The sequence below is a fragment of the Variovorax sp. R-27 genome, assembly GCF_049913215.1.
Lineage (GTDB): Bacteria > Pseudomonadota > Gammaproteobacteria > Burkholderiales > Burkholderiaceae_C > Variovorax.
On the sequence record NZ_CP183984.1, the window covers coordinates 1,257,246 to 1,273,697 of the forward strand.

General features: G+C 64.5%; 16 protein-coding genes. 8 read left to right on the plus strand and 8 right to left on the minus strand.

Going from position 1 to position 16,452, the window contains the following annotated elements; all coding sequences use genetic code 11:
- The first annotated feature begins 8 nt into the window (after nt 1-8).
- Entirely contained in the window at nt 9-323 is a 315-nt protein-coding gene (locus tag ACN9MV_RS05610) for a hypothetical protein (protein WP_426391546.1), read from the plus strand.
- Between the two features lie 152 nt (nt 324-475).
- Here ACN9MV_RS05610 and gspD read toward each other — a convergent pair whose 3' ends face one another.
- Together gspD and ACN9MV_RS05620 are read right to left on the minus strand one after the other, a co-directional pair.
- Nucleotides 476-3,001, minus strand: coding sequence for a type II secretion system secretin GspD (gene gspD, locus ACN9MV_RS05615; RefSeq protein ID WP_426391547.1), 2,526 nt, complete (start codon nt 2,999-3,001; stop codon nt 476-478).
- Between the two features lie 16 nt (nt 3,002-3,017).
- On the minus strand, nt 3,018-3,935 hold the full coding sequence (locus ACN9MV_RS05620; RefSeq protein ID WP_426391548.1) for an amino acid ABC transporter substrate-binding protein: 918 nt from the start codon (nt 3,933-3,935) through the stop codon (nt 3,018-3,020).
- Between the two features lie 609 nt (nt 3,936-4,544).
- On the opposite strand from ACN9MV_RS05620, the gene ACN9MV_RS05625 reads away from it, so the two are divergent.
- Nucleotides 4,545-6,407 carry a tannase/feruloyl esterase family alpha/beta hydrolase gene (locus tag ACN9MV_RS05625; RefSeq protein WP_426391549.1) on the plus strand — a complete coding sequence of 621 codons (1,863 nt, stop codon included), beginning with the start codon at nt 4,545-4,547 and terminating at the stop codon, nt 6,405-6,407.
- Here ACN9MV_RS05625 and ACN9MV_RS05630 read toward each other — a convergent pair.
- A complete protein-coding gene (locus ACN9MV_RS05630; protein WP_426393148.1) occupies nt 6,355-6,747 on the minus strand; it encodes a LysR substrate-binding domain-containing protein in 393 nt (130 codons plus the stop codon). The genes ACN9MV_RS05625 and ACN9MV_RS05630 overlap by 53 nt on opposite strands.
- Here ACN9MV_RS05630 and ACN9MV_RS05635 point away from each other — a divergent pair.
- Nucleotides 6,741-7,067, plus strand: a complete 327-nt coding sequence (locus tag ACN9MV_RS05635; RefSeq protein ID WP_426391550.1) for a hypothetical protein — start codon at nt 6,741-6,743, stop codon at nt 7,065-7,067. The genes ACN9MV_RS05630 and ACN9MV_RS05635 overlap by 7 nt on opposite strands.
- Here the strand turns inward: ACN9MV_RS05635 and ACN9MV_RS05640 are convergent.
- On the minus strand, nt 6,991-8,262 hold the full coding sequence (locus ACN9MV_RS05640) for an NADH:flavin oxidoreductase/NADH oxidase family protein (RefSeq protein WP_426391551.1): 1,272 nt from the start codon (nt 8,260-8,262) through the stop codon (nt 6,991-6,993). The genes ACN9MV_RS05635 and ACN9MV_RS05640 overlap by 77 nt on opposite strands.
- Before the next feature lie 79 nt (nt 8,263-8,341).
- On the opposite strand from ACN9MV_RS05640, the gene ACN9MV_RS05645 reads away from it, so the two are divergent.
- Nucleotides 8,342-8,788, plus strand: a complete 447-nt coding sequence (locus ACN9MV_RS05645; RefSeq protein WP_093082691.1) for a MerR family transcriptional regulator — start codon at nt 8,342-8,344, stop codon at nt 8,786-8,788.
- On the opposite strand, the gene ACN9MV_RS05650 is transcribed toward ACN9MV_RS05645, so the two are convergent.
- Together ACN9MV_RS05650 and ACN9MV_RS05655 are read right to left on the minus strand one after the other, a co-directional pair.
- On the minus strand, nt 8,763-9,341 hold the full coding sequence (locus ACN9MV_RS05650) for a dihydrofolate reductase family protein (RefSeq protein WP_426391552.1): 579 nt from the start codon (nt 9,339-9,341) through the stop codon (nt 8,763-8,765). The genes ACN9MV_RS05645 and ACN9MV_RS05650 overlap by 26 nt on opposite strands.
- Before the next feature lie 60 nt (nt 9,342-9,401).
- A complete protein-coding gene (locus ACN9MV_RS05655; RefSeq protein ID WP_426391553.1) occupies nt 9,402-9,989 on the minus strand; it encodes a DUF308 domain-containing protein in 588 nt (195 codons plus the stop codon).
- A gap of 173 nt (nt 9,990-10,162) precedes the next feature.
- Between ACN9MV_RS05655 and ACN9MV_RS05660 the strand changes: the two genes are divergently transcribed.
- Nucleotides 10,163-11,650 (plus strand): HD domain-containing phosphohydrolase, encoded by a 1,488-nt coding sequence (locus ACN9MV_RS05660; RefSeq protein ID WP_426391554.1) that lies wholly within the window; start codon nt 10,163-10,165, stop codon nt 11,648-11,650.
- Here the strand turns inward: ACN9MV_RS05660 and ACN9MV_RS05665 are convergent.
- Entirely contained in the window at nt 11,643-13,070 is a 1,428-nt protein-coding gene (locus ACN9MV_RS05665; protein ID WP_426391555.1) for an MFS transporter, read from the minus strand. The two genes, ACN9MV_RS05660 and ACN9MV_RS05665, sit on opposite strands and share 8 nt — an antisense overlap.
- A gap of 180 nt (nt 13,071-13,250) precedes the next feature.
- Between ACN9MV_RS05665 and ACN9MV_RS05670 the strand changes: the two genes are divergently transcribed.
- A complete protein-coding gene (locus ACN9MV_RS05670; protein WP_426391556.1) occupies nt 13,251-14,177 on the plus strand; it encodes a LysR family transcriptional regulator in 927 nt (308 codons plus the stop codon).
- Nucleotides 14,178-14,220: 43 nt separating this feature from the next.
- Here ACN9MV_RS05670 and ACN9MV_RS05675 read toward each other — a convergent pair whose 3' ends face one another.
- Entirely contained in the window at nt 14,221-14,574 is a 354-nt protein-coding gene (locus ACN9MV_RS05675; RefSeq protein ID WP_426391557.1) for a nuclear transport factor 2 family protein, read from the minus strand.
- 320 nt (nt 14,575-14,894) lie between these two features.
- Between ACN9MV_RS05675 and ACN9MV_RS05680 the strand changes: the two genes are divergently transcribed.
- Entirely contained in the window at nt 14,895-15,440 is a 546-nt protein-coding gene (locus tag ACN9MV_RS05680; RefSeq protein ID WP_093048013.1) for a DUF2867 domain-containing protein, read from the plus strand.
- Nucleotides 15,441-15,634: 194 nt separating this feature from the next.
- Nucleotides 15,635-16,441 carry a (R)-mandelonitrile lyase gene (locus ACN9MV_RS05685; protein ID WP_426391558.1) on the plus strand — a complete coding sequence of 269 codons (807 nt, stop codon included), beginning with the start codon at nt 15,635-15,637 and terminating at the stop codon, nt 16,439-16,441.
- Nucleotides 16,442-16,452 lie beyond the last annotated feature (11 nt).

A 16,452-nucleotide genomic window follows, 5' to 3' on the forward strand; every position in this document is an offset into this window, starting at 1 on the left:
TAAGTGAGGTGTCCATTGGCAGATCGTCTCCAGTTCCATCGACGTTCCCCCGCAACTGGAATCGCGCGTGGCTCATCGCGATCGGCCTGCTGAGCACATGGGTCGCGGCTTGTAGCGGTGGGTCGTCGGGCACTTCGACAGCGGCACTCATTGCAGGCACACCCGCAACCGCACCTGCACCCGCGCTTGAACCCGCACCCGCCCAGGGCACCTCCTGGAAGAGCGTGAAGTTCGGCGGCATCGGCGTGATGGCGGCCGATCAGAACATCTATGGACGCATCTACGTGAGCGGCACCGGCCGGGGTGCGTTCTACAGCAACTGAACCCCGTCGCTTCATCCCCGCATCGCTCATGCGCAAGACCGTGCGGGGTGCTTCACATATCGACGCAGCGCTCGACTGCTTGTTCTTGCCGCCCTTCCAGTTGGCGATCTTGTGCCGGCCTTCAATGGCACTGAACACCTCCGCTTGCTGCCCTACGGAAGCTCCCGTGCGCTGACCGGATCGGCCGTCGGCGGCAGCGCACCGCGCGGGGGGCTGGGCGCAAGCTTGCGCGTATCGGGCAGCACCGGCGCGGCGTTCACCCCGCGCAGCATGATGTTGTCGGTGTTGGGCTGCGTCTGCAGCTGCTGGCCGCGGATCTCGTCGTAGCGGTCGTAGGCGAAGGCCTCGGTCGAGGCGCCATCGCGCATCACCGCCGGGCGCAGGAACATCATCAGGTTGCTCTTGGCGCGCGTGCGGTTCTCGTTCTTGAACAGGTTCCCCAGCACCGGGATGTCCCCGGCCAGCGGTACCTTCTCGATGTTGTTGTTGTAGGTGTCCGACAGCAGCCCGCCCAGCATCACCAGGCCGCCGTCCTCCACCAGCACGCTCGACTCGATCGAACGCTTGTTGGTGGTCGGGCCGTTCACGTTGGTCAGCGAGTTCTGGTCGACCGTGGAGGTCTCCTGGAAGATCGTCATGCGCACCGTGCCGTTCTCGTTGATGGTGGGGCGCACGCGCAAGGTCAGGCCCACGTCCTTGCGCTCCACGGTGGTGAACGGGTTCACTCCCACCGAGCCCGACGTGCTGGCGTACGAGCCCGTAGGGAAGGGCACGTTCTGGCCGATGATGATCCTGGCCTCTTCGTTGTCCAGCGTCAGCAGGTTGGGCGTGGAGAGGACGTTGGCATCGCCATCGCTGTTGAAGAAGTTGGCGATCGCGCCCAGGATGTACTGGCCGCCGATCTTGCCGGCGATGCCCAGGTTCAGCCCCGGCTGGATCGAGGAGGCCAGCCCGGCGGCATTGCGGGTGGCCAGCGCCTGGGTCAGCGCCAGGATGTTGGTCTTGTTCAGGCTGGAGTTGGTGCCGATGACCCCGTTGTTGCCCAGCGCGCTTTGCCACTGCACGCCGAAGTTGGCGGCCTTGCTGGCGCTGACCTCCACGATCAGCGCCTCGATCATGACCTGCGCGCGGCGCCCGTCCAGCTTGTCGATGACGGCGCGCATCTGGCGGTACTGGGGCTCGGGGGCGGTGATGATCAGCGAGTTGGTCGTCGGGTCGGCCTGGATCTGGCCGCCGGTGGAGGGCTGGTTGGCGGCTGGCGAGCCGCTTTGGCCGCCCGTGCTGTTCTGCGTGGCCTGCTGTGGCACGGCGCTGCTGCCGTCAGCCGCACCCGCGCCCGTGGTGCCCGATGGCCGGTTCGCAGCCATCGCGGCGCGCAGCGTGGCCGCCAGGCGCACCGCTTCGGCGTTCTTCAGGTAGACCACATAGATGTTGCCGGCAGCGCCATTGCTGCTTTCGGCAGGCGGGCGGTCGAGCTTCTCGATCAGCGTGCGCACGAGCTGCGCGCGCGCCGGATTGGCCGCGCGCATGAGCACCGAGTTGCTGCGCGCGTCGGCCAGCAGCGTGGTGCGAAACGATGCATCGGCGCCACCCGGCGCTTCGCTGACGCTCGGTGCGCCCGACGCACCGCCATCGATGAGCCGCTGCACCAGCGGAATCAGGTCGGTGGCGATCGAGTGCTTCAGCTGGATGACCTCGACATCGGAGGCATTCGGCACATCGAGTGCCGCGATGATGCGTGCGAGCCGCCGCATGTTGTCGGCGTAGTCGGTGATCACGAGCGAGTTGCTGCCCGGGTTCACGTTGATGGTGTTGTTCGGCGGAATCAGCGGACGCAGCACCGGCATCAGGGCGTTGGGCGACTCGTGGTTGAGCCTGAAGATCTGGGTGACGACCTGGTTGCTTGCCGACGCTGGCATGGCACCGATGGAGGTGTTCACGGCGACGCTCTGCAGCTTGGCGTTGGGTTCGAGCACTACCTTGTAGAGGCCGTCGGCCTCCACCACCGCAAAGCCCTGCAGGCGCAGCGCCGCGGCGAACTGGTTGAAGGCGGCGGCCGGCTGCACGGCGCGGTCGGTCACGAGGTCCATCGTGCCCTTCACGCGCGGATCGACCACCACATTGCGCCCGGTCACCACCGCCATGGTGCGCGCCACGGCCTCGATGTCGGCGTTGGAGAAATTGAGCGTGATCGGACTGCTGCGAACAACAGGCGCTGCCGCGGCCTCGGCCGGCGCGGGCGTCTCCACCGTCCGTGGCTCGACAACGGCAACCGCCTGAAGCGTGACCCGCACCGAATTGCCTTGCAGCTCTGCCGTGTACGGCACCGGCTGCCGGAGATTCAACACCACCCGGCTGCGCTCGCCGGCCTGCACCACATTGATCGAGCGCAGGTTGGGTTGATTCACTTCGATGGCCGCGCGCCCGACATCGTTGGTGGCGCCAAGGAAGTCCAGTGCGATGCGCGCGGGGCTCGCGACCGAAAAACTGCTGGGCACGGCGGCGAGCGGTCGTGCCAGGTCGATCTGGATCACCTCCACACCCTGTTGCATGGCGCTTGCGACCGCCTTGATCGCGTTCTGCGCGCAGGCGGTGTCGACCGCGCCGGCTGCAAGCAGGCCCAGGCACACGGCCCGAAGGCGGAACCGGAGAGCGCCCCGTGCGCCGAGGTCTTTCACTGGCGGGCGGTTTGTCTCAGATCGAATGACCGAGCACCATCGCGACGCCGGGTTGCTTGTTCGGCCGGACGAAGCTGTCGCGTGTCAGGCGTCCCATCTTGATGGTGAGCGTCTGGGTGTTGAACCACTTGTCATAGAGCGCATTGATCTCGCCGCTGGCGTACAGCTGCGAGAGGCTCCGGTCGACCGCCGCGAGCAACGCGGTGTCGCCCTTGCGCACCATCACTGCGTACGGTTCGACCGACAGCGCAAGCCTGCTCAGGCTGAGCGTATCGATCCCCTTGTCGTTCGACACGAGGCCCTGCAGCAGCGAGTCATCCTGCGCAAACGCTTGCACCTTGCCTTCCTTCAGGGCTTTGTAGGCCTCGCCGTTGTTGTCGTAGGTGGTGAACTTCGCGTCGCGCAGCTCGCCGTCGCCCAGTTGCTTGAAAAGCTTCTCCGAGGTCGAACCCTTGGCCAGAGCGATCGGCATGTTCTTCAGGTCCTTCACCGTCTCCACGTGAAGGCTCTTGTTCGTCAGCACGCGCATCCCGGCGACGAAGAAGGTGTAGCTGAAGTCCACCTTGTCCTGGCGCGCCATCGTGTTGGTGGTCGAGCCGCACTCGAGGTCGATTTCGCCGGCGAGCAGCTTCGGAATGCGCTCCGGACCGGCCACGAGCTTGTACTGGACCTTGATGTCGGGAAGCTTGAGCTCGCGCTTGATCTCCTCGACCGCGTGCAGGCACAGGTCCACCGAATAGCCGGCGGGCTGCTTCTGCGCATTGACGAACGAAAAAGGCGGCACGGCTTCGCGCACGCCGAGCACGATCGTGTGCGTTTCGCGGATCTTGCTCATCGTGTCGGCGGCCTGCGCCGGCAGTGCCGTCAGCGCCACCAGCACGGGGACCAGGGGAATCATTGCGGCATGCAGCAGCCGCAGGGGAAAAGGGAACATGGGGGGTACTACGCCAACGGCGGTTTGAATTTCGATGTCGATCACACGCCGTTGCTGTCTCGCCGACCCTCGGGGGTCGCGTTCGCATCCACCGCCCGGCATCGCTCGCAAGAGATTCGGTTCTTGCGAGCGATGCGGACCCCATGTGTCATTCGGTAACCTTGCGCGCTGATTGTTTACTGAAACGTGTGCCTTCCATTGGCATGAAAAATGGAATTCAAACGCTCGTTTTTCGAGTCAATCGCCACGTTCTGCCGGCGCTCGAGGGAGCCACGGTCGTTCCAGCTTTGTCCTGGACTTGCGACAACTCGCCCATCGGGTCAAAGACGCTCACGTTCCAGTAGGTCGGAACGTAGTCGTGCCCTGCCAGCGCAAGGGCATTGCCGACAACGATGTGCACTATATTTCTGAACGCTGATGACCAAAAAGGCCGAATCCAGACTGCTTTGTTGAGTCGCTTCACTCACAGCCACTGCACGGCGTATTCCCTAGCGGCGGGATAACCCGTACAAGCGAAGCTTGTGAGGGATGCCTAATAGTTCATGTTGCACTCGAAGGTGGGTAAAAAAATGCACTTTCTTGCAGCTGGCCCTAACTTGAAGGAGACACATGAAAACTCATCAGCCTTTGGCAGTTTCCGCAATCGTTGCAGCCGTTCTCGCCAGTGGGTGCGGTGGCGGCGGCAACAACAACGCACTTCCTTTCATCGGATTCGGCAATCCCCCTGTCGCCACGGTGCCGCCCCCGTCAGGCCCTGCGGCGCTGACATGTGATGACACGCTCAAGGCCAATTTCAAGCCTGACGCCAGCACCAGTGTTGTTGCGGTCAAGTCTTTCAAGAAGGGAGACGCCCTCGTCCTGGGTGGCGCGGCGACGGCGGCAACGCCGGTGGCTGCCAACGACGTCTGCATGGTCAAGCTCAATGTGGGGCCTGGAAACCCTGGACCCGAAGGCGCTCCTTCAACGTCGCCCGGCATCGGCATCGAGATCTGGCTGCCATCGAAAGCAGCCTGGAATTCGCGCATTCATGCGTTGGGAGGCGGTGGTTGGCAAGGGGGTGTCGCCGGCAGTGCGGCAGCGATTGCGAGCAGCGACGCGGCCAACGTGGCCGGCAAGGAAGGCGCTGTCTCATCGACCACGGATACCGGGCATTCCTCGCTCGCGGGCGGCTCGTTCGCAATGAACCCGGATGGCACCATCAACAAGACGTTGTGGACCGACTTCGCGAGCCGAGGCATTCATGAACAGGCCGTCAAGACGAAAGCACTGGCGGCGGCCTACTACGGAACGCCGGCCAAGTACGCCTATTGGGAGGGAGGCTCGACGGGTGGACGCCAGGGACTGAATCTGGCGCAGAACAACCCCACCGACTTCGACGGCATCATCGCCAACTATCCTGCCATCAACTGGAGCAGGTTCATCACCGCGGAGCTGTATCCGCAGATCGTCTTCCAGCGTGACCTGGGTGGTGTTGCACCGACCCAGGCTCAGCAGGATCTGGTTTCCAACGCTGCCATTGCCGCATGCGATGTGGTGGCCGGCCAGCACCTGGGCTATGCGCTCGACCCCGCGTCTTGTACGTACGACCCGACGACAGATCTCACGGTTCTCTGCACATCCGACGGTGGAACGAACGGAACGAGCGCGTGCGTCACGAAAGCACAAGCCACGGCCATCAACAAGGTCTGGTACGGCATGACCGCCGACGGCTCGGCACCGTCGCCGTCGACCGACAACGGCTGGTCTGCGGCATCGTCTTCCACGTTGCTTGGCTCCGCAAACCAGCGCTGGTACGGACAGAGCCGCGGCACTTCGCTGTATGGCGCCATGTTCGCTTCTTTTGGTCTGAACGGTCTGACCAGCCCGAACGGTGCATTCCCCATCGCGTCTGATCAGGTGGCGCTCGAGTTGCAGAACTCGACCATCGGCGACCCTTCGTTCGTGAATGCGACCGGCAACGGCCAATCGCTTTGGAAGCAACTGAGCTACGCGCAGTTGAGCAATGCCTACGACCGCGGCGTGACGCTGCAGCCGCAGTTCGGAAACATCAACACGGACAACCCTGACCTCTCCGCGTTCAAGAACCGCGGCGGCAAGATGCTGACCTGGCATGGTTTGGCCGACGAGCTCATCATGGCGCAGGGGACGGTCAACTACTACAACAGCGTGGTCGCCAGGAACGGCGGGTTGAGCGATGTCCAAGGCTTCTATCGACTCTATCTGGTGCCAGGTGCCGGCCATGGCGATCCGAACGGAACGTCCAACCCGGCAGCGGAAGTTCCCTACTTCACGCCGACCCAGTTCTACGACGCACTGACGGCGTGGGTGGAAAAAGGCACCGCTCCGGATGCCCTGACCCTGCAGACCCTTGGCGGTGCCCCGACGAAAACTCGTCCCATCTGCGTGTACCCGAAGAAAATTACCTACACCAGTGGAGACATCGGCTCAGCGGCGAGCTACACCTGCTCGTAGTTGCGGCCACTGTCAGAACTCGTGGTGTGGAGTCAGGCGACTGAACTGCGCTTGCAGCCACTCTGCGAGTGGAGCCCAGCCATATCAACCCATGGTGACTGCCGGCAGGGTCAAAGCCGGCAGGTGCCGAGAGACTTCCTCGTTCCACATCGTCAGCCGCTAGCACGAGCGGACTGAGAGCCACACCCAGGCCGGCAGACGCAGCTTCCACAAGCGCGGCGGCGAGCAGAGCGTTGGCGTTGTTCGCCTGCAGTCTGTCGCTCGCTGGGATGGCGATTTCACGGCCATCGTGCAGGAACCGCCAATCGGTCGACGGCGAGCGAGTGCCTACGAATGCCAGGCATTCGTGGCCTTCAAGGTCTTTCGGGTGACGTGGCGTTCACGTCGATGGCGCAGCACGCCAATGCCATGGCGGCAAAGCTCGCATCCGGCATCACCTCGGCGGGCCACGCACTGGCTGCGGATACCGAGACCAACCAGGTGTTCCCCATCCTGCCGGACCCGGTGATCGCTGCGTTGCAGAAAGACCTCGCGTTCTATGTGTGGGGAAGGGCGGGCGACGGCCACTCCGTGATCCGCCTGGTCACCTCATGGGCAACGGACGAAAGCCAGGTCGACTTGTTCTTGTCTCGCCTCGCCATTGCCGGTAGCGGCGCGTGAGCCGCTGCGTTCTTGCAAGCATCAAGACCGTGCTGACCAGCGGCGAATAGGCCCGCCGATTCGATCGCCCTTCACCAAGCGCCCAGAGCCGGCGCTTGACCATTGCCATCGATGCGAGTGCGGCCATGGTCTTGTCCTTCCAGCGCACAGGGGTGGTGTCGCCCGTCGGGTGCTTGCCTGCCAGCCACTGTGCGGGCAGATCGGGCACGAGTGCGAGCGCGGTGGCCATGCCGGCAATGGCCACGCCGCCTGCGATGACCTTCTCTGCCACCGCCATGCTCCGGATGCCACCCGTCGTCATCAGCGGCATCTTCGCCACGGCCGCGAGCTTCGATGCGAACTCGAGAAAGTACGCCTCGCGGGCCAGCGTGCGGCCGTCGGCGGTGGCGCCTTGCATTGCAGGGCTTTCGTAGCTGCCGCCGGACAACTCGACCAGATCGACTGGCAACTCGTTCAGCCAGAGAATGACTTGCCGCGCATCGTCTTCCGAGAACCCGCCCCGCTGGAAGTCGGCCGAATTGAGCTTCACCGCGACACAGAACCCCGGCGAGACACGTGTCCGAACCGCTTTCACGACCTCGAGCAGCAATCGCACACGGTTGGCGAGGCTTCCGCCCCAACGGTCGTCGCGCCGGTTGGTCAATGGCGACAGGAACTGCGAGATCAGGTAGCCGTGCGCCGCGTGGATTTCAACGCCGGTGAAGCCCGCGCGTTCTGCCGCCGTCGCAGTGTCGGCAAAGCGGGTGATGATCTCGGCGATCTCGGCCTCGCTCATTGCCTTCGGCATGGCGAACAGCTTGCTGTGCTTGCCAAGATCGAGCGCAACCGCAGACGGCGCCCACGCCTCTTCGCCCATGTTGGCGCGCACCTGCCGGCCTGGATGGTTGATCTGCATCCACGCTTGCGCACCGCGGCTGCGCGCGACCCTCGACCACTCGATGAACGGCTCGATGGCCGTTCCGGCGTCGAGCACGATGCCGCCAGGCCCCGTCAACGCCCGCCCGTCGATCATCACGTTGCCGGTGATGATCAGGCCGGTGCCGCCGCTTGCCCACGCCCTGTAAAGCTCGAAGATCGCGGGCCCGGGCAGCTGCCCGATGGCCGCCATGTTCTCTTCCATGGCCGCCTTGGCGATGCGGTTGGGAACGACGCTGCCGTTGGGCAGGGTCAAGCTGGAGAAGAGGGGACTGTTCACGTTGCGCTGGCCTTCCGTACTCACGAAGAGAAGAATGCGGGTGATGCTAAGTTTGAAGTCAACTTGAAGGTCAAGCGCCATGAAGATCGGTGAACTTGCCGCGGCAACGGGCGTGGCCCCGTCCGCCATCCGGTTCTATGAAAAGAGTGGCCTGCTGCCGGCGGCACGGCGTGGCAGCAACGGCTACCGGAGCTACTCGAACGATGCGATCGAACGGCTCAGGCTGATCCAGGTCGCGCAATCGCTCGGCTTCTCGCTCGACACGCTTGGGGGCGTCTTCGCAAGCGCCGAAGGATTCAGGAAGGACGAGTTGATGCGCAACCTCGACGTTCGGCTCGCCGAGATCGACGGGCTCATGTCGACGCTGAGGTTGCAGCGCCGCGAGCTTCGTGATCTTCGGGAAACGTTGCGCAGCAGCTGGGCTGCGGGTGATTGTGTCGATGCGGTGGCGCTGGCAAAGGAGATGTCGGCGAAACCGGCGCCGATGTCGCGGCGCCTGACTATCCGGTCTTCAGAGGCCCGTTGAACCTGTAAGCACTGAGGATGATTCCGGACGGCATTGCTTTCGTGCTGACGAGCTCGAAGGAGCGTGGTGGCGTTCCCTCCGCAAAGAGGCGCTTCCCGGTGCCCAGCAGGACCGGATAGACGATCAGCATGGCTTCATCTGCAAGCCCATGTTCGAGCAACGTCGATGTCAGCGTGGAGCTGCCCCAGAGGACAAGGTCCGGGCCTGCTTGCGACTTGATGCGTTGAATGCTCTCGACGATGTCCGGTCCAAGGCCCTCGAATGGGCCCCACTCAAGACTTTCCGGACGGTGGGTAACGACATATTTGGTGGCCGCATTCAAGCCGTCCGCCATCGGGCTGCTCGGTGCCTTTGGCCAGAAGCCCGACCACATGTCGTAGGTGCGGCGGCCGAGCAGCAGATCGAAGCGCCCGCCGTGCGCGGCGAAGACTTCATCCCGGCCCTCGGGCGTCCGATAGGGCGCGGTCCAGTCAGCGTAGGGAAAGTCGTCTTCGCCGGAGGACTGGATCACGCCGTCCAGCGACACGTGCTCCATGATCTTGAGCTTTCTCATTCGAGTCTCCTTGCTTGGGGCCGATAGTACCCATCCGCACGTATGGGTGGAAGGTCGGCATCAAGCCTTCTCGGGAGCCAACGCGCCGGCCTTGGCTCTGGACTGCCGAAGCAGGATGACAAGTCCGGAAATCAGAAAGTACACAGCCCCGACCGCCGCATAACCGCCAAAGGTCTGCACAACGGGCGCCGCACTGCCTTGCTGCGCCACAAAAAATCCCCCGGCCAGCGCAGACTGAGCCCCGCTCAGCATCATCACCCATTGCCCTCGATCGCTCTTGCGACGACGGATGGCCGTCGCCAGCTGAAGCAGCCCCGCAACGATGGCCCACACCCCGAAGATCACCAGGATGATCTGCAGCTTGAGCACAAGCGAAACCACCACGGCAACCGTGACCAGCCCGCTCATCCAGGCATTCAGGACCTGCGTGGGGTTGGCCTTTGCGCCCCCCGTCATCCTGGTGTCCAGCAGGTTTGCCAGCGCATCCCATGCGGGATAGACGATCAGCAGGCTGCTTGCGAGTGCGGGCGACCCCTTGGCTGCGGTGAACGCCAGCGCGACCCACGCGAAGGAAAAAGCGGCGCGAATGAAGTAGAGCTTGCGCAGCCACGCGGCTCGCTGAAGAGGGGACTGGTTGGTGTTGGACATGGCATTGGCGGTGAAGACCGCGAGATCGGGTAGGAAGGAAGGTCGCAGCCCCTTGGGCGGGGCCGGTGCAGGAGATTCTGTTTCGGCGGCACCAGGCGCGGTATCGGTCGAATGACCGACAGGCCCCGAAAAAGAGCGACTGTGCGATGCTGGGCTTTTGCCCCAGCCATTTCATGTCCGACGACACGACCATTGCCGTTTTCGACGCAGTCCGCGCGCTTGCTTTCATCGGCGACCTGAGCATGGGCCAGCCGACCGACCATTCGCTGCGCACTGCGTGGCTCGCCGGAATGATCGCGACGCAGGCCCGCTGCGACCCATCGCAGGTCGAGGCCGCCCGGCACGTCGCGCTGCTGCGCTGGTCGGGTTGCACTGCCAATGCCCAGGAGTTCGCAGACTTTCTGGAAGACGACGTGCAAGGGCGAAGCGCCCTTCTTGCATCGCAGAAGCCGCGAACGGCGCAGCAGCCGTCCCGCAGCGTGCCCATTCCCAACGCCATGCTCGCCATGGCCAACATCCACTGCGAAATCGCCGGCGACATCGCGAACACGCTGGGCCTGGGTTCCGATACCGAAGCTGCGCTGCGCGCCATCTTCGAGACCTACGACGGCGGCGGCGTGCCCGGCCTTCTGCAAGGCAACGACGTGCCGCTTGCGACGTACGTCGTGGCCCTGGCGAGCGACCTCGAGATTTTCAGCCGCCTGTACGGGCTCGACGAAGCGCTCGCGCTGGCCCGCGGACGCGCGAACAGCGTCTACCCCGGCGCTCTTGTCGACGCCAGCGCACCGTGGGTCTCGACGTGGATGAATGCGCTGGATTCCGCCGCCCCGCCGTGGACCGACGCTGCCGACCAGCCCGCTTCGATGCTTCGACGTGTCGGGCTGGAGCTCGTGGGCGACGTGATCGATCTCAAGCTTCCCTGGATGACGGGTTACTCGCGTCGCGTGGCCCAACTGGCGCGCGATTGCAGCGCGCGTGCCGGCCTGGACGAGGCCTTGTGCCGCCGCACGTACAAGGCTGGACTGATCCACGGCATCGGGCGGGCGTCGGTGCCCAATGCAATCTGGAACGCGCCCGAACCGCTGCCGGCCTCGTCACTGGAACGCCTGCGGCTCGTGCCGTACTGGACCTCCCGCGCCGCCGGACAGATCGACGGCCTCGCGCTCGAAGCAGAAATCGCATCCTTCGCCTTCGAAAGGCGCGATGGCTCCGGCTATTTCCGCGGCCGATCGGGTGCGGCGATGCCGCAGGAGGGGCAGATCGTTGCCGCAGCCGAGCAGTGGGTTTCTCTTCGAACCCGCCGTCCGTGGCGAGCGGCGTTCACCGAAGCAGAGGCGCTCGATCGCATGAAGGAAGAGGCCGAGGCGGGCCGCTTCGACCAGGAGGTCGTCGCTGCTTTGCTTGCCAGTGTTCTGTCGCATACGTATACGCATACGCCCGCGAAACCTGTGGTGCCGGCGCGCGGCGAGCAGTCTCTGTCAGAGCGCGAACTGGAGGTTTTGCGCTGCATCAGCCGGGGCGAAAACACCAAGCAGGTTGCTCGTGCGTTGGGCATCAGTCCGCGCACGGTGCGAACGCATGTCGAACGTCTGTTCCTCAAGCTCGAATGTTCGACGCGAGCGGCCGCGACGTTGAAGGCGGCGACCAGAGGGCTTATCTGACGAGACCTCGGGCATGGGTGACCCCAGCCCTTGCGGGACTCCTGAGCAAGCTCGCCACGCTCCCGGCCAATGCAGCCAGGGCCGCCACTGCCAGACCCCAGTGCACCGCGCTGTGGGACGGCAGCAAGCCGAACATCAGGCTCATCAACAGGCTGCCGAGCGTCAACCCCGTGAGTCGGGCGGTGCCCTGCGCGCCACCGGCCGCGCCACTGCGCTCCTTGGGTGCCGAAAGCAGCATGTTCTGGTTGTTGGGCGTCTGGAAGAAGCCGAAGCCCAGGCCGGCGAGGCTCGTGAACACGGCGATCGGCAAAGCCGGGTTGCTGCCATGCAGCGGCCACAAGGCACACAGCGCCAGCCCACTCGCGAAACAAGCGCTTCCAGCCGCGCAGAGCCATGCGCTCGGCACGCGCTGGGCCAGGCGCGCCGACAGCGGCGCGGCCAGCATCACCGCCAGAGGCCAGGGGGTCATCAAGAGGCCGGCGGTCACCGCGCTCTGGCCCAGCTCGTGCTGGATGTAGAACGGCAGCGCGACGAGGCTGGCCATCTGGCCGGTGAAGCAGCACACGGAGGCAATGACCGAGACCCGAAAGGAATGCACGCGCAGCAGGTCGAGCGGGATCAACGGCGCCGCCTTCGGCTTCTCGCGCCGTACCAGCAGGATCATGCAAGCGGCCGACAACACGAGCAACGCGCCGCCGTGCAACGGATGCACCACGAGCCGGTCGCTCCCGAGCACGAAGGAGGCGAACATGACCGCGTTGAGCGCGATGCTCCACACGTCGATGCGGCGCACCGAGCGCGGCGGGCTTGGCAACCCCGCACAGGCGGCGAGCACGACCAGGCCGATCGGCAGATTCACCGCAAAGAGCCATGGCCAGCTTGCCGCGGAGAGTATGAAAGCGCCAAGGGTGGGCCCCGACGCGGAAGCGGCCGCGACGGCGAGCGCATTCCAGGCGATCGAGCGCGCCAGCAATCGACGCGGATAGGTAAAGCGCAACAACGCCAGCCCAAGAGGCATCACGGCCGCACTGCCCAGGCCCTGGAGGCACCTCGCGGCCACGAGCCATGGCAGCGACGGAGCCAACGCGCACAACACCGACGCCGCGGTGAACAGCGCGACGCCGCCAGCGAACACGCGCCGATACCCGAACCGCTCCCCGACAGCGGAAGCCGGCAACAGGAACATGACCACGGCCAGCTGGTAGGCCGTGATGATCCAGACGGCATCGGCGGGTGTCGCCTGCAGTTGCTGGGCGATGCCTGGCAGCGCGATGTTGGCGATGGCGCCGTCGAGCACCACCAGCACGCCCGCGCCCAGGATCGCGGCGACGGCTGCGAAGCGCCGCGGCAGAGGCAGGCCATCGGCGTCATGCACTGCGTTCGCGTCGTTCACCTCCTGGGTTTCGGCGGTGCGGGCCATGGTGGAAGAAGAGTTCGGTCGAAGCGTGGAGGACAACATGATTGGGCAACTGGGAGAGGCACGCTCTATTGCGCCAAGCCAGCTTAGGACTGCACGCACGGCTTGCCCAGCGCATGGCGCGCAGCTTGTTCCTGCATGCGGCGCCTGTCGAAACCATCGCAGCCGTGCTAGGTTTCGGGCATGCCAACAGATGCCGACCTGAACCTGCTGTTTGCGTTGAACGCACTTCTTTCCGAGGGCAGCGTCGCGAAAGCCGCCGAGCGCCTGGGTCTGAGCGAATCGGCCATGAGCCGGGCGCTTGCGCGATTGCGGGAATCGACCGGGGACGAGTTGCTCGTTCGCGCGGGTCGCGCGATGGTGCTCACGCCGCATGCGCTGGCACTGCGCGACCGCGTCAGGGAGTTGGTGCAGGAGTCACGCGCGGCGCTTCAGCCCGCCGGCGCGAGCATGGACCCTCGCACGCTCCAGCAACTGTTCACCATACGGGCCAACGACGGCTTCATCGAGGGCTTCGCGCATCGGCTCGTGGCTCGCACAGCGCACGAAGCGCCTGGCGTTCGCCTGCGCTTCGCGCCCAAGCCCGACAAGGACGTTCGTCCCCTGCGCGAGGGATTGATCGATCTGGATGTCGGCGTTCTCGGCGAGGCGGGCCCGGAGGTGCGCGTTCAGGCGCTCTACCGCGACCGCTTTGTCGCTGCGGTGCGCGAGGGCCATCCCCTGCTCGCCGAACCCGGGATCACTGCCGAGCGCTACGCCGCCTGCGACCACGTGGTCACTTCACGCCACGGCCGGACTGTGGGGCCGGTGGATGACGCTCTCGCAGCGATGGGCCTGGTGCGCAATACCGCAGTCGTCGTGCCCAGCTTCAGCACTGCCTTGTCGATAGCGGCCGCGACTGACCTGGTGGCACTGATACCGTCTTCGTACTTCGAACACCTGAGGGCGCGGGGCACGCTGCGCTCGTTCCCGCTGCCGATGCCCACGGAGCAGATCACCGTGTCGCAGATGTGGCATCCGCGTCTTGACCGGGACCCCGCGCATCGGTGGCTGCGCGGAGTGGTGCTGGAGGTTTGCCGGCCGCTGAATGAGCAAACAGGAGCGGCGTGAGTTCGTGCTCCCGGCCAGAACCGGACACTCCATGAACGGTGGGTCAGGGCGTGGTGGAAGTCGCCGTGGTGGCTTGAGTCATCACGGTGGCCCATGCACCGTCGATGCGCTTCCAGACTTCCACTACCCATAGCCCGCCACTGAAAAAGCGAGTGACTACAAGGTCGCCCTGCTGTTCGTGTTGCTCGCGTTCGCGTGGGACATAGGGCCGCTGCTTCTGCGTTTGAAGGTTGCCGATCCGTTCGGCCCGAGACATGAACTGGCCGTTCTGCTGGACAGTCGTGAAGTCGCTTGCGGTGTACTTGCCCCACTGTGCCGCATCGACGGTATAGAAGGCTTCGTCTCGTGCACGCATGGCGGCTTGCAGGTCAGGAGGGAGCATGCTTGTGTCGGTCATGAGAGCACTGTAGCTTCCACAGTTGCCGCCGCGAATACCGCGACGGGCAGGAGGCTGAGCTTTTCCACTTGTGCCAACTATGGAGTCCAGTGCGACCTGCCACGCATAAGATGCGAGAGTCGGGAGCGATTTCTCTTTGAGACGCTGGAGTCTTCCAATGACTACGATTGCCGAGAACACAGGTTTCGTCACGCTCATCAACGTATGCGTTCAAACCCTGTCACGTCTCCATCCCTTCCAGCGAGGGAGACGTGCAGCATCTGGCTTCGCCCGCCGTCGCCCGCCCTTCATGTCATCCGTTAGGCCTAGGAGCGCCATTCATGCCAAGCGAACTCACGCTAGTAAAGCCGGTTGCTCTCCCCACGCAGTCTGCCGTCGCTACTATTTATGAGTCAACGAATCTCGCAGACGCATTTGCGGTTCAACTTCCCTTTGGCACCTCCAGCGATCCAGAGGTCCTGTGGCGATTCCTTATTTCGCAGCAGCCATCCTGGATCGGATGGCTAACCAATGCCCGGGATGCAATCGTTGCGTGCTTTGGTCTGAAGACCGCCAAACACCTCGCGACTCTCTCCAGCGAAGCCAACGCCGACCGCATTGGCATCTTCAAGGTCTACGCCAAAAGCGAAACCGAGATCGTCTTGGGCGAGGACGACAAGCACCTTGATTTCAGACTGTCGGTACTCCACACCCCCGACTTGTCTCCAACGCTCGGTGGCCAACTGACTGTCTCAACCGTCGTTCACTGCCACAACCTCCTGGGCCGAGCCTACATATTGGTTATCGCTCCTTTTCATCGCCAGGTTGTGAAAGCCAGTCTTCGTCGCGCTGCACATATTGGTTGGCCCAAGGCAGCCGCGAGATAGAGGCGTGCTGTGTCCGTTGCACCGAGGCCCAAGGATGTTCTCCGCAACACGTGCTGCGAGTAAGCCGGGCGCGGTAGCGCCGATTGTCCGTTCCGGCTTGTCAATCCAACAAGCGTTTGCCGTCTATTCGGGTGTGGGTGCGGCTCCTAGACTGCGTGGATATTGCGTCCGCGCAGCCAACCTAGGAGAACCCGATGAAGCATTTCGCCGCAGCCGCGCTGGCCCTCTCGATGTTGCCGCCCGTGGCAGCCGCCGAGCCCGAGTTGCAGATTTCCCGGGCCGGCACACGCACGGCAAACAGTGCACCTGCACAGAATTTCACAGGCAGCGTGCGCGTCGAGATGCTCTACACGCCGGCCGGGCCTGAGCGCACGTCCGCCGGCTCGGTGAGCTTCGCCGCCGGTGCGCGCACTGCGTGGCACACACATCCGCTGGGGCAGACCTTGATCGTCACCGCCGGCGTTGGCCGCGTGCAGCGCCTCGGCGGCCCGATCGAAGAGATCAAGGCCGGCGACGTCGTGCACATTCCGCCGGGCATGAAGCATTGGCATGGGGCCGCTCCCGCCAGCGCGATGACGCACATCGCCATCACGGAAGCTCTCGATGGCAAGGCGGTGGATTGGCTTGAGCAGGTCAGCGATGCGCAGTACGGCGCGCCGCAGGCTGCTGCGGCCGCAGGACCGGCGCAGCCGTCGCAGGCCCAGCGCCTGCTTGGCGACGTCGCTCCAAAGCTGGCACAGCTCACCGACGACGTGCTGTTCGGCGACGTGTGGGCGCGGCCGGGTCTTTCGCCGCGCGACCGGAGCCTGGTCACCGTGAGTGCGCTCATCGCAATGAATCGGCCCGACCAGTTGCGCTCGCACATGTCCCGCGCGCTCGACAACGGTTTGTCCAAAGACGAGCTGGCCGAGGCACTGACGCACCTCGCCTTCTATGCCGGTTGGCCCAACGCGGTGACGGCAACCGGCGTTGCCCGCGAAGTGTTCGCGACGCGGCCTTGATGAAAGAACTC

Excerpts from the sequence above, each read along its gene's own strand:
- ACN9MV_RS05620 (WP_426391548.1), bottom strand. The coding sequence starts at position 3,935 with ATGTTCCCTTTTCCCCTGCGGCTGCTGCATGCCGCAATGATTCCCCTG.
- ACN9MV_RS05625 (WP_426391549.1), top strand. The coding sequence starts at position 4,545 with ATGAAAACTCATCAGCCTTTGGCAGTTTCCGCAATCGTTGCAGCCGTT.
- ACN9MV_RS05635 (WP_426391550.1), top strand. The coding sequence starts at position 6,741 with ATGCCAGGCATTCGTGGCCTTCAAGGTCTTTCGGGTGACGTGGCGTTC.
- ACN9MV_RS05645 (WP_093082691.1), top strand. The coding sequence starts at position 8,342 with ATGAAGATCGGTGAACTTGCCGCGGCAACGGGCGTGGCCCCGTCCGCC.
- ACN9MV_RS05650 (WP_426391552.1), bottom strand. The coding sequence starts at position 9,341 with ATGAGAAAGCTCAAGATCATGGAGCACGTGTCGCTGGACGGCGTGATC.
- ACN9MV_RS05655 (WP_426391553.1), bottom strand. The coding sequence starts at position 9,989 with ATGTCCAACACCAACCAGTCCCCTCTTCAGCGAGCCGCGTGGCTGCGC.
- ACN9MV_RS05660 (WP_426391554.1), top strand. The coding sequence starts at position 10,163 with ATGTCCGACGACACGACCATTGCCGTTTTCGACGCAGTCCGCGCGCTT.
- ACN9MV_RS05665 (WP_426391555.1), bottom strand. The coding sequence starts at position 13,070 with ATGGCCCGCACCGCCGAAACCCAGGAGGTGAACGACGCGAACGCAGTG.
- ACN9MV_RS05670 (WP_426391556.1), top strand. The coding sequence starts at position 13,251 with ATGCCAACAGATGCCGACCTGAACCTGCTGTTTGCGTTGAACGCACTT.
- ACN9MV_RS05675 (WP_426391557.1), bottom strand. The coding sequence starts at position 14,574 with ATGACCGACACAAGCATGCTCCCTCCTGACCTGCAAGCCGCCATGCGT.
- ACN9MV_RS05680 (WP_093048013.1), top strand. The coding sequence starts at position 14,895 with ATGCCAAGCGAACTCACGCTAGTAAAGCCGGTTGCTCTCCCCACGCAG.
- ACN9MV_RS05685 (WP_426391558.1), top strand. The coding sequence starts at position 15,635 with ATGAAGCATTTCGCCGCAGCCGCGCTGGCCCTCTCGATGTTGCCGCCC.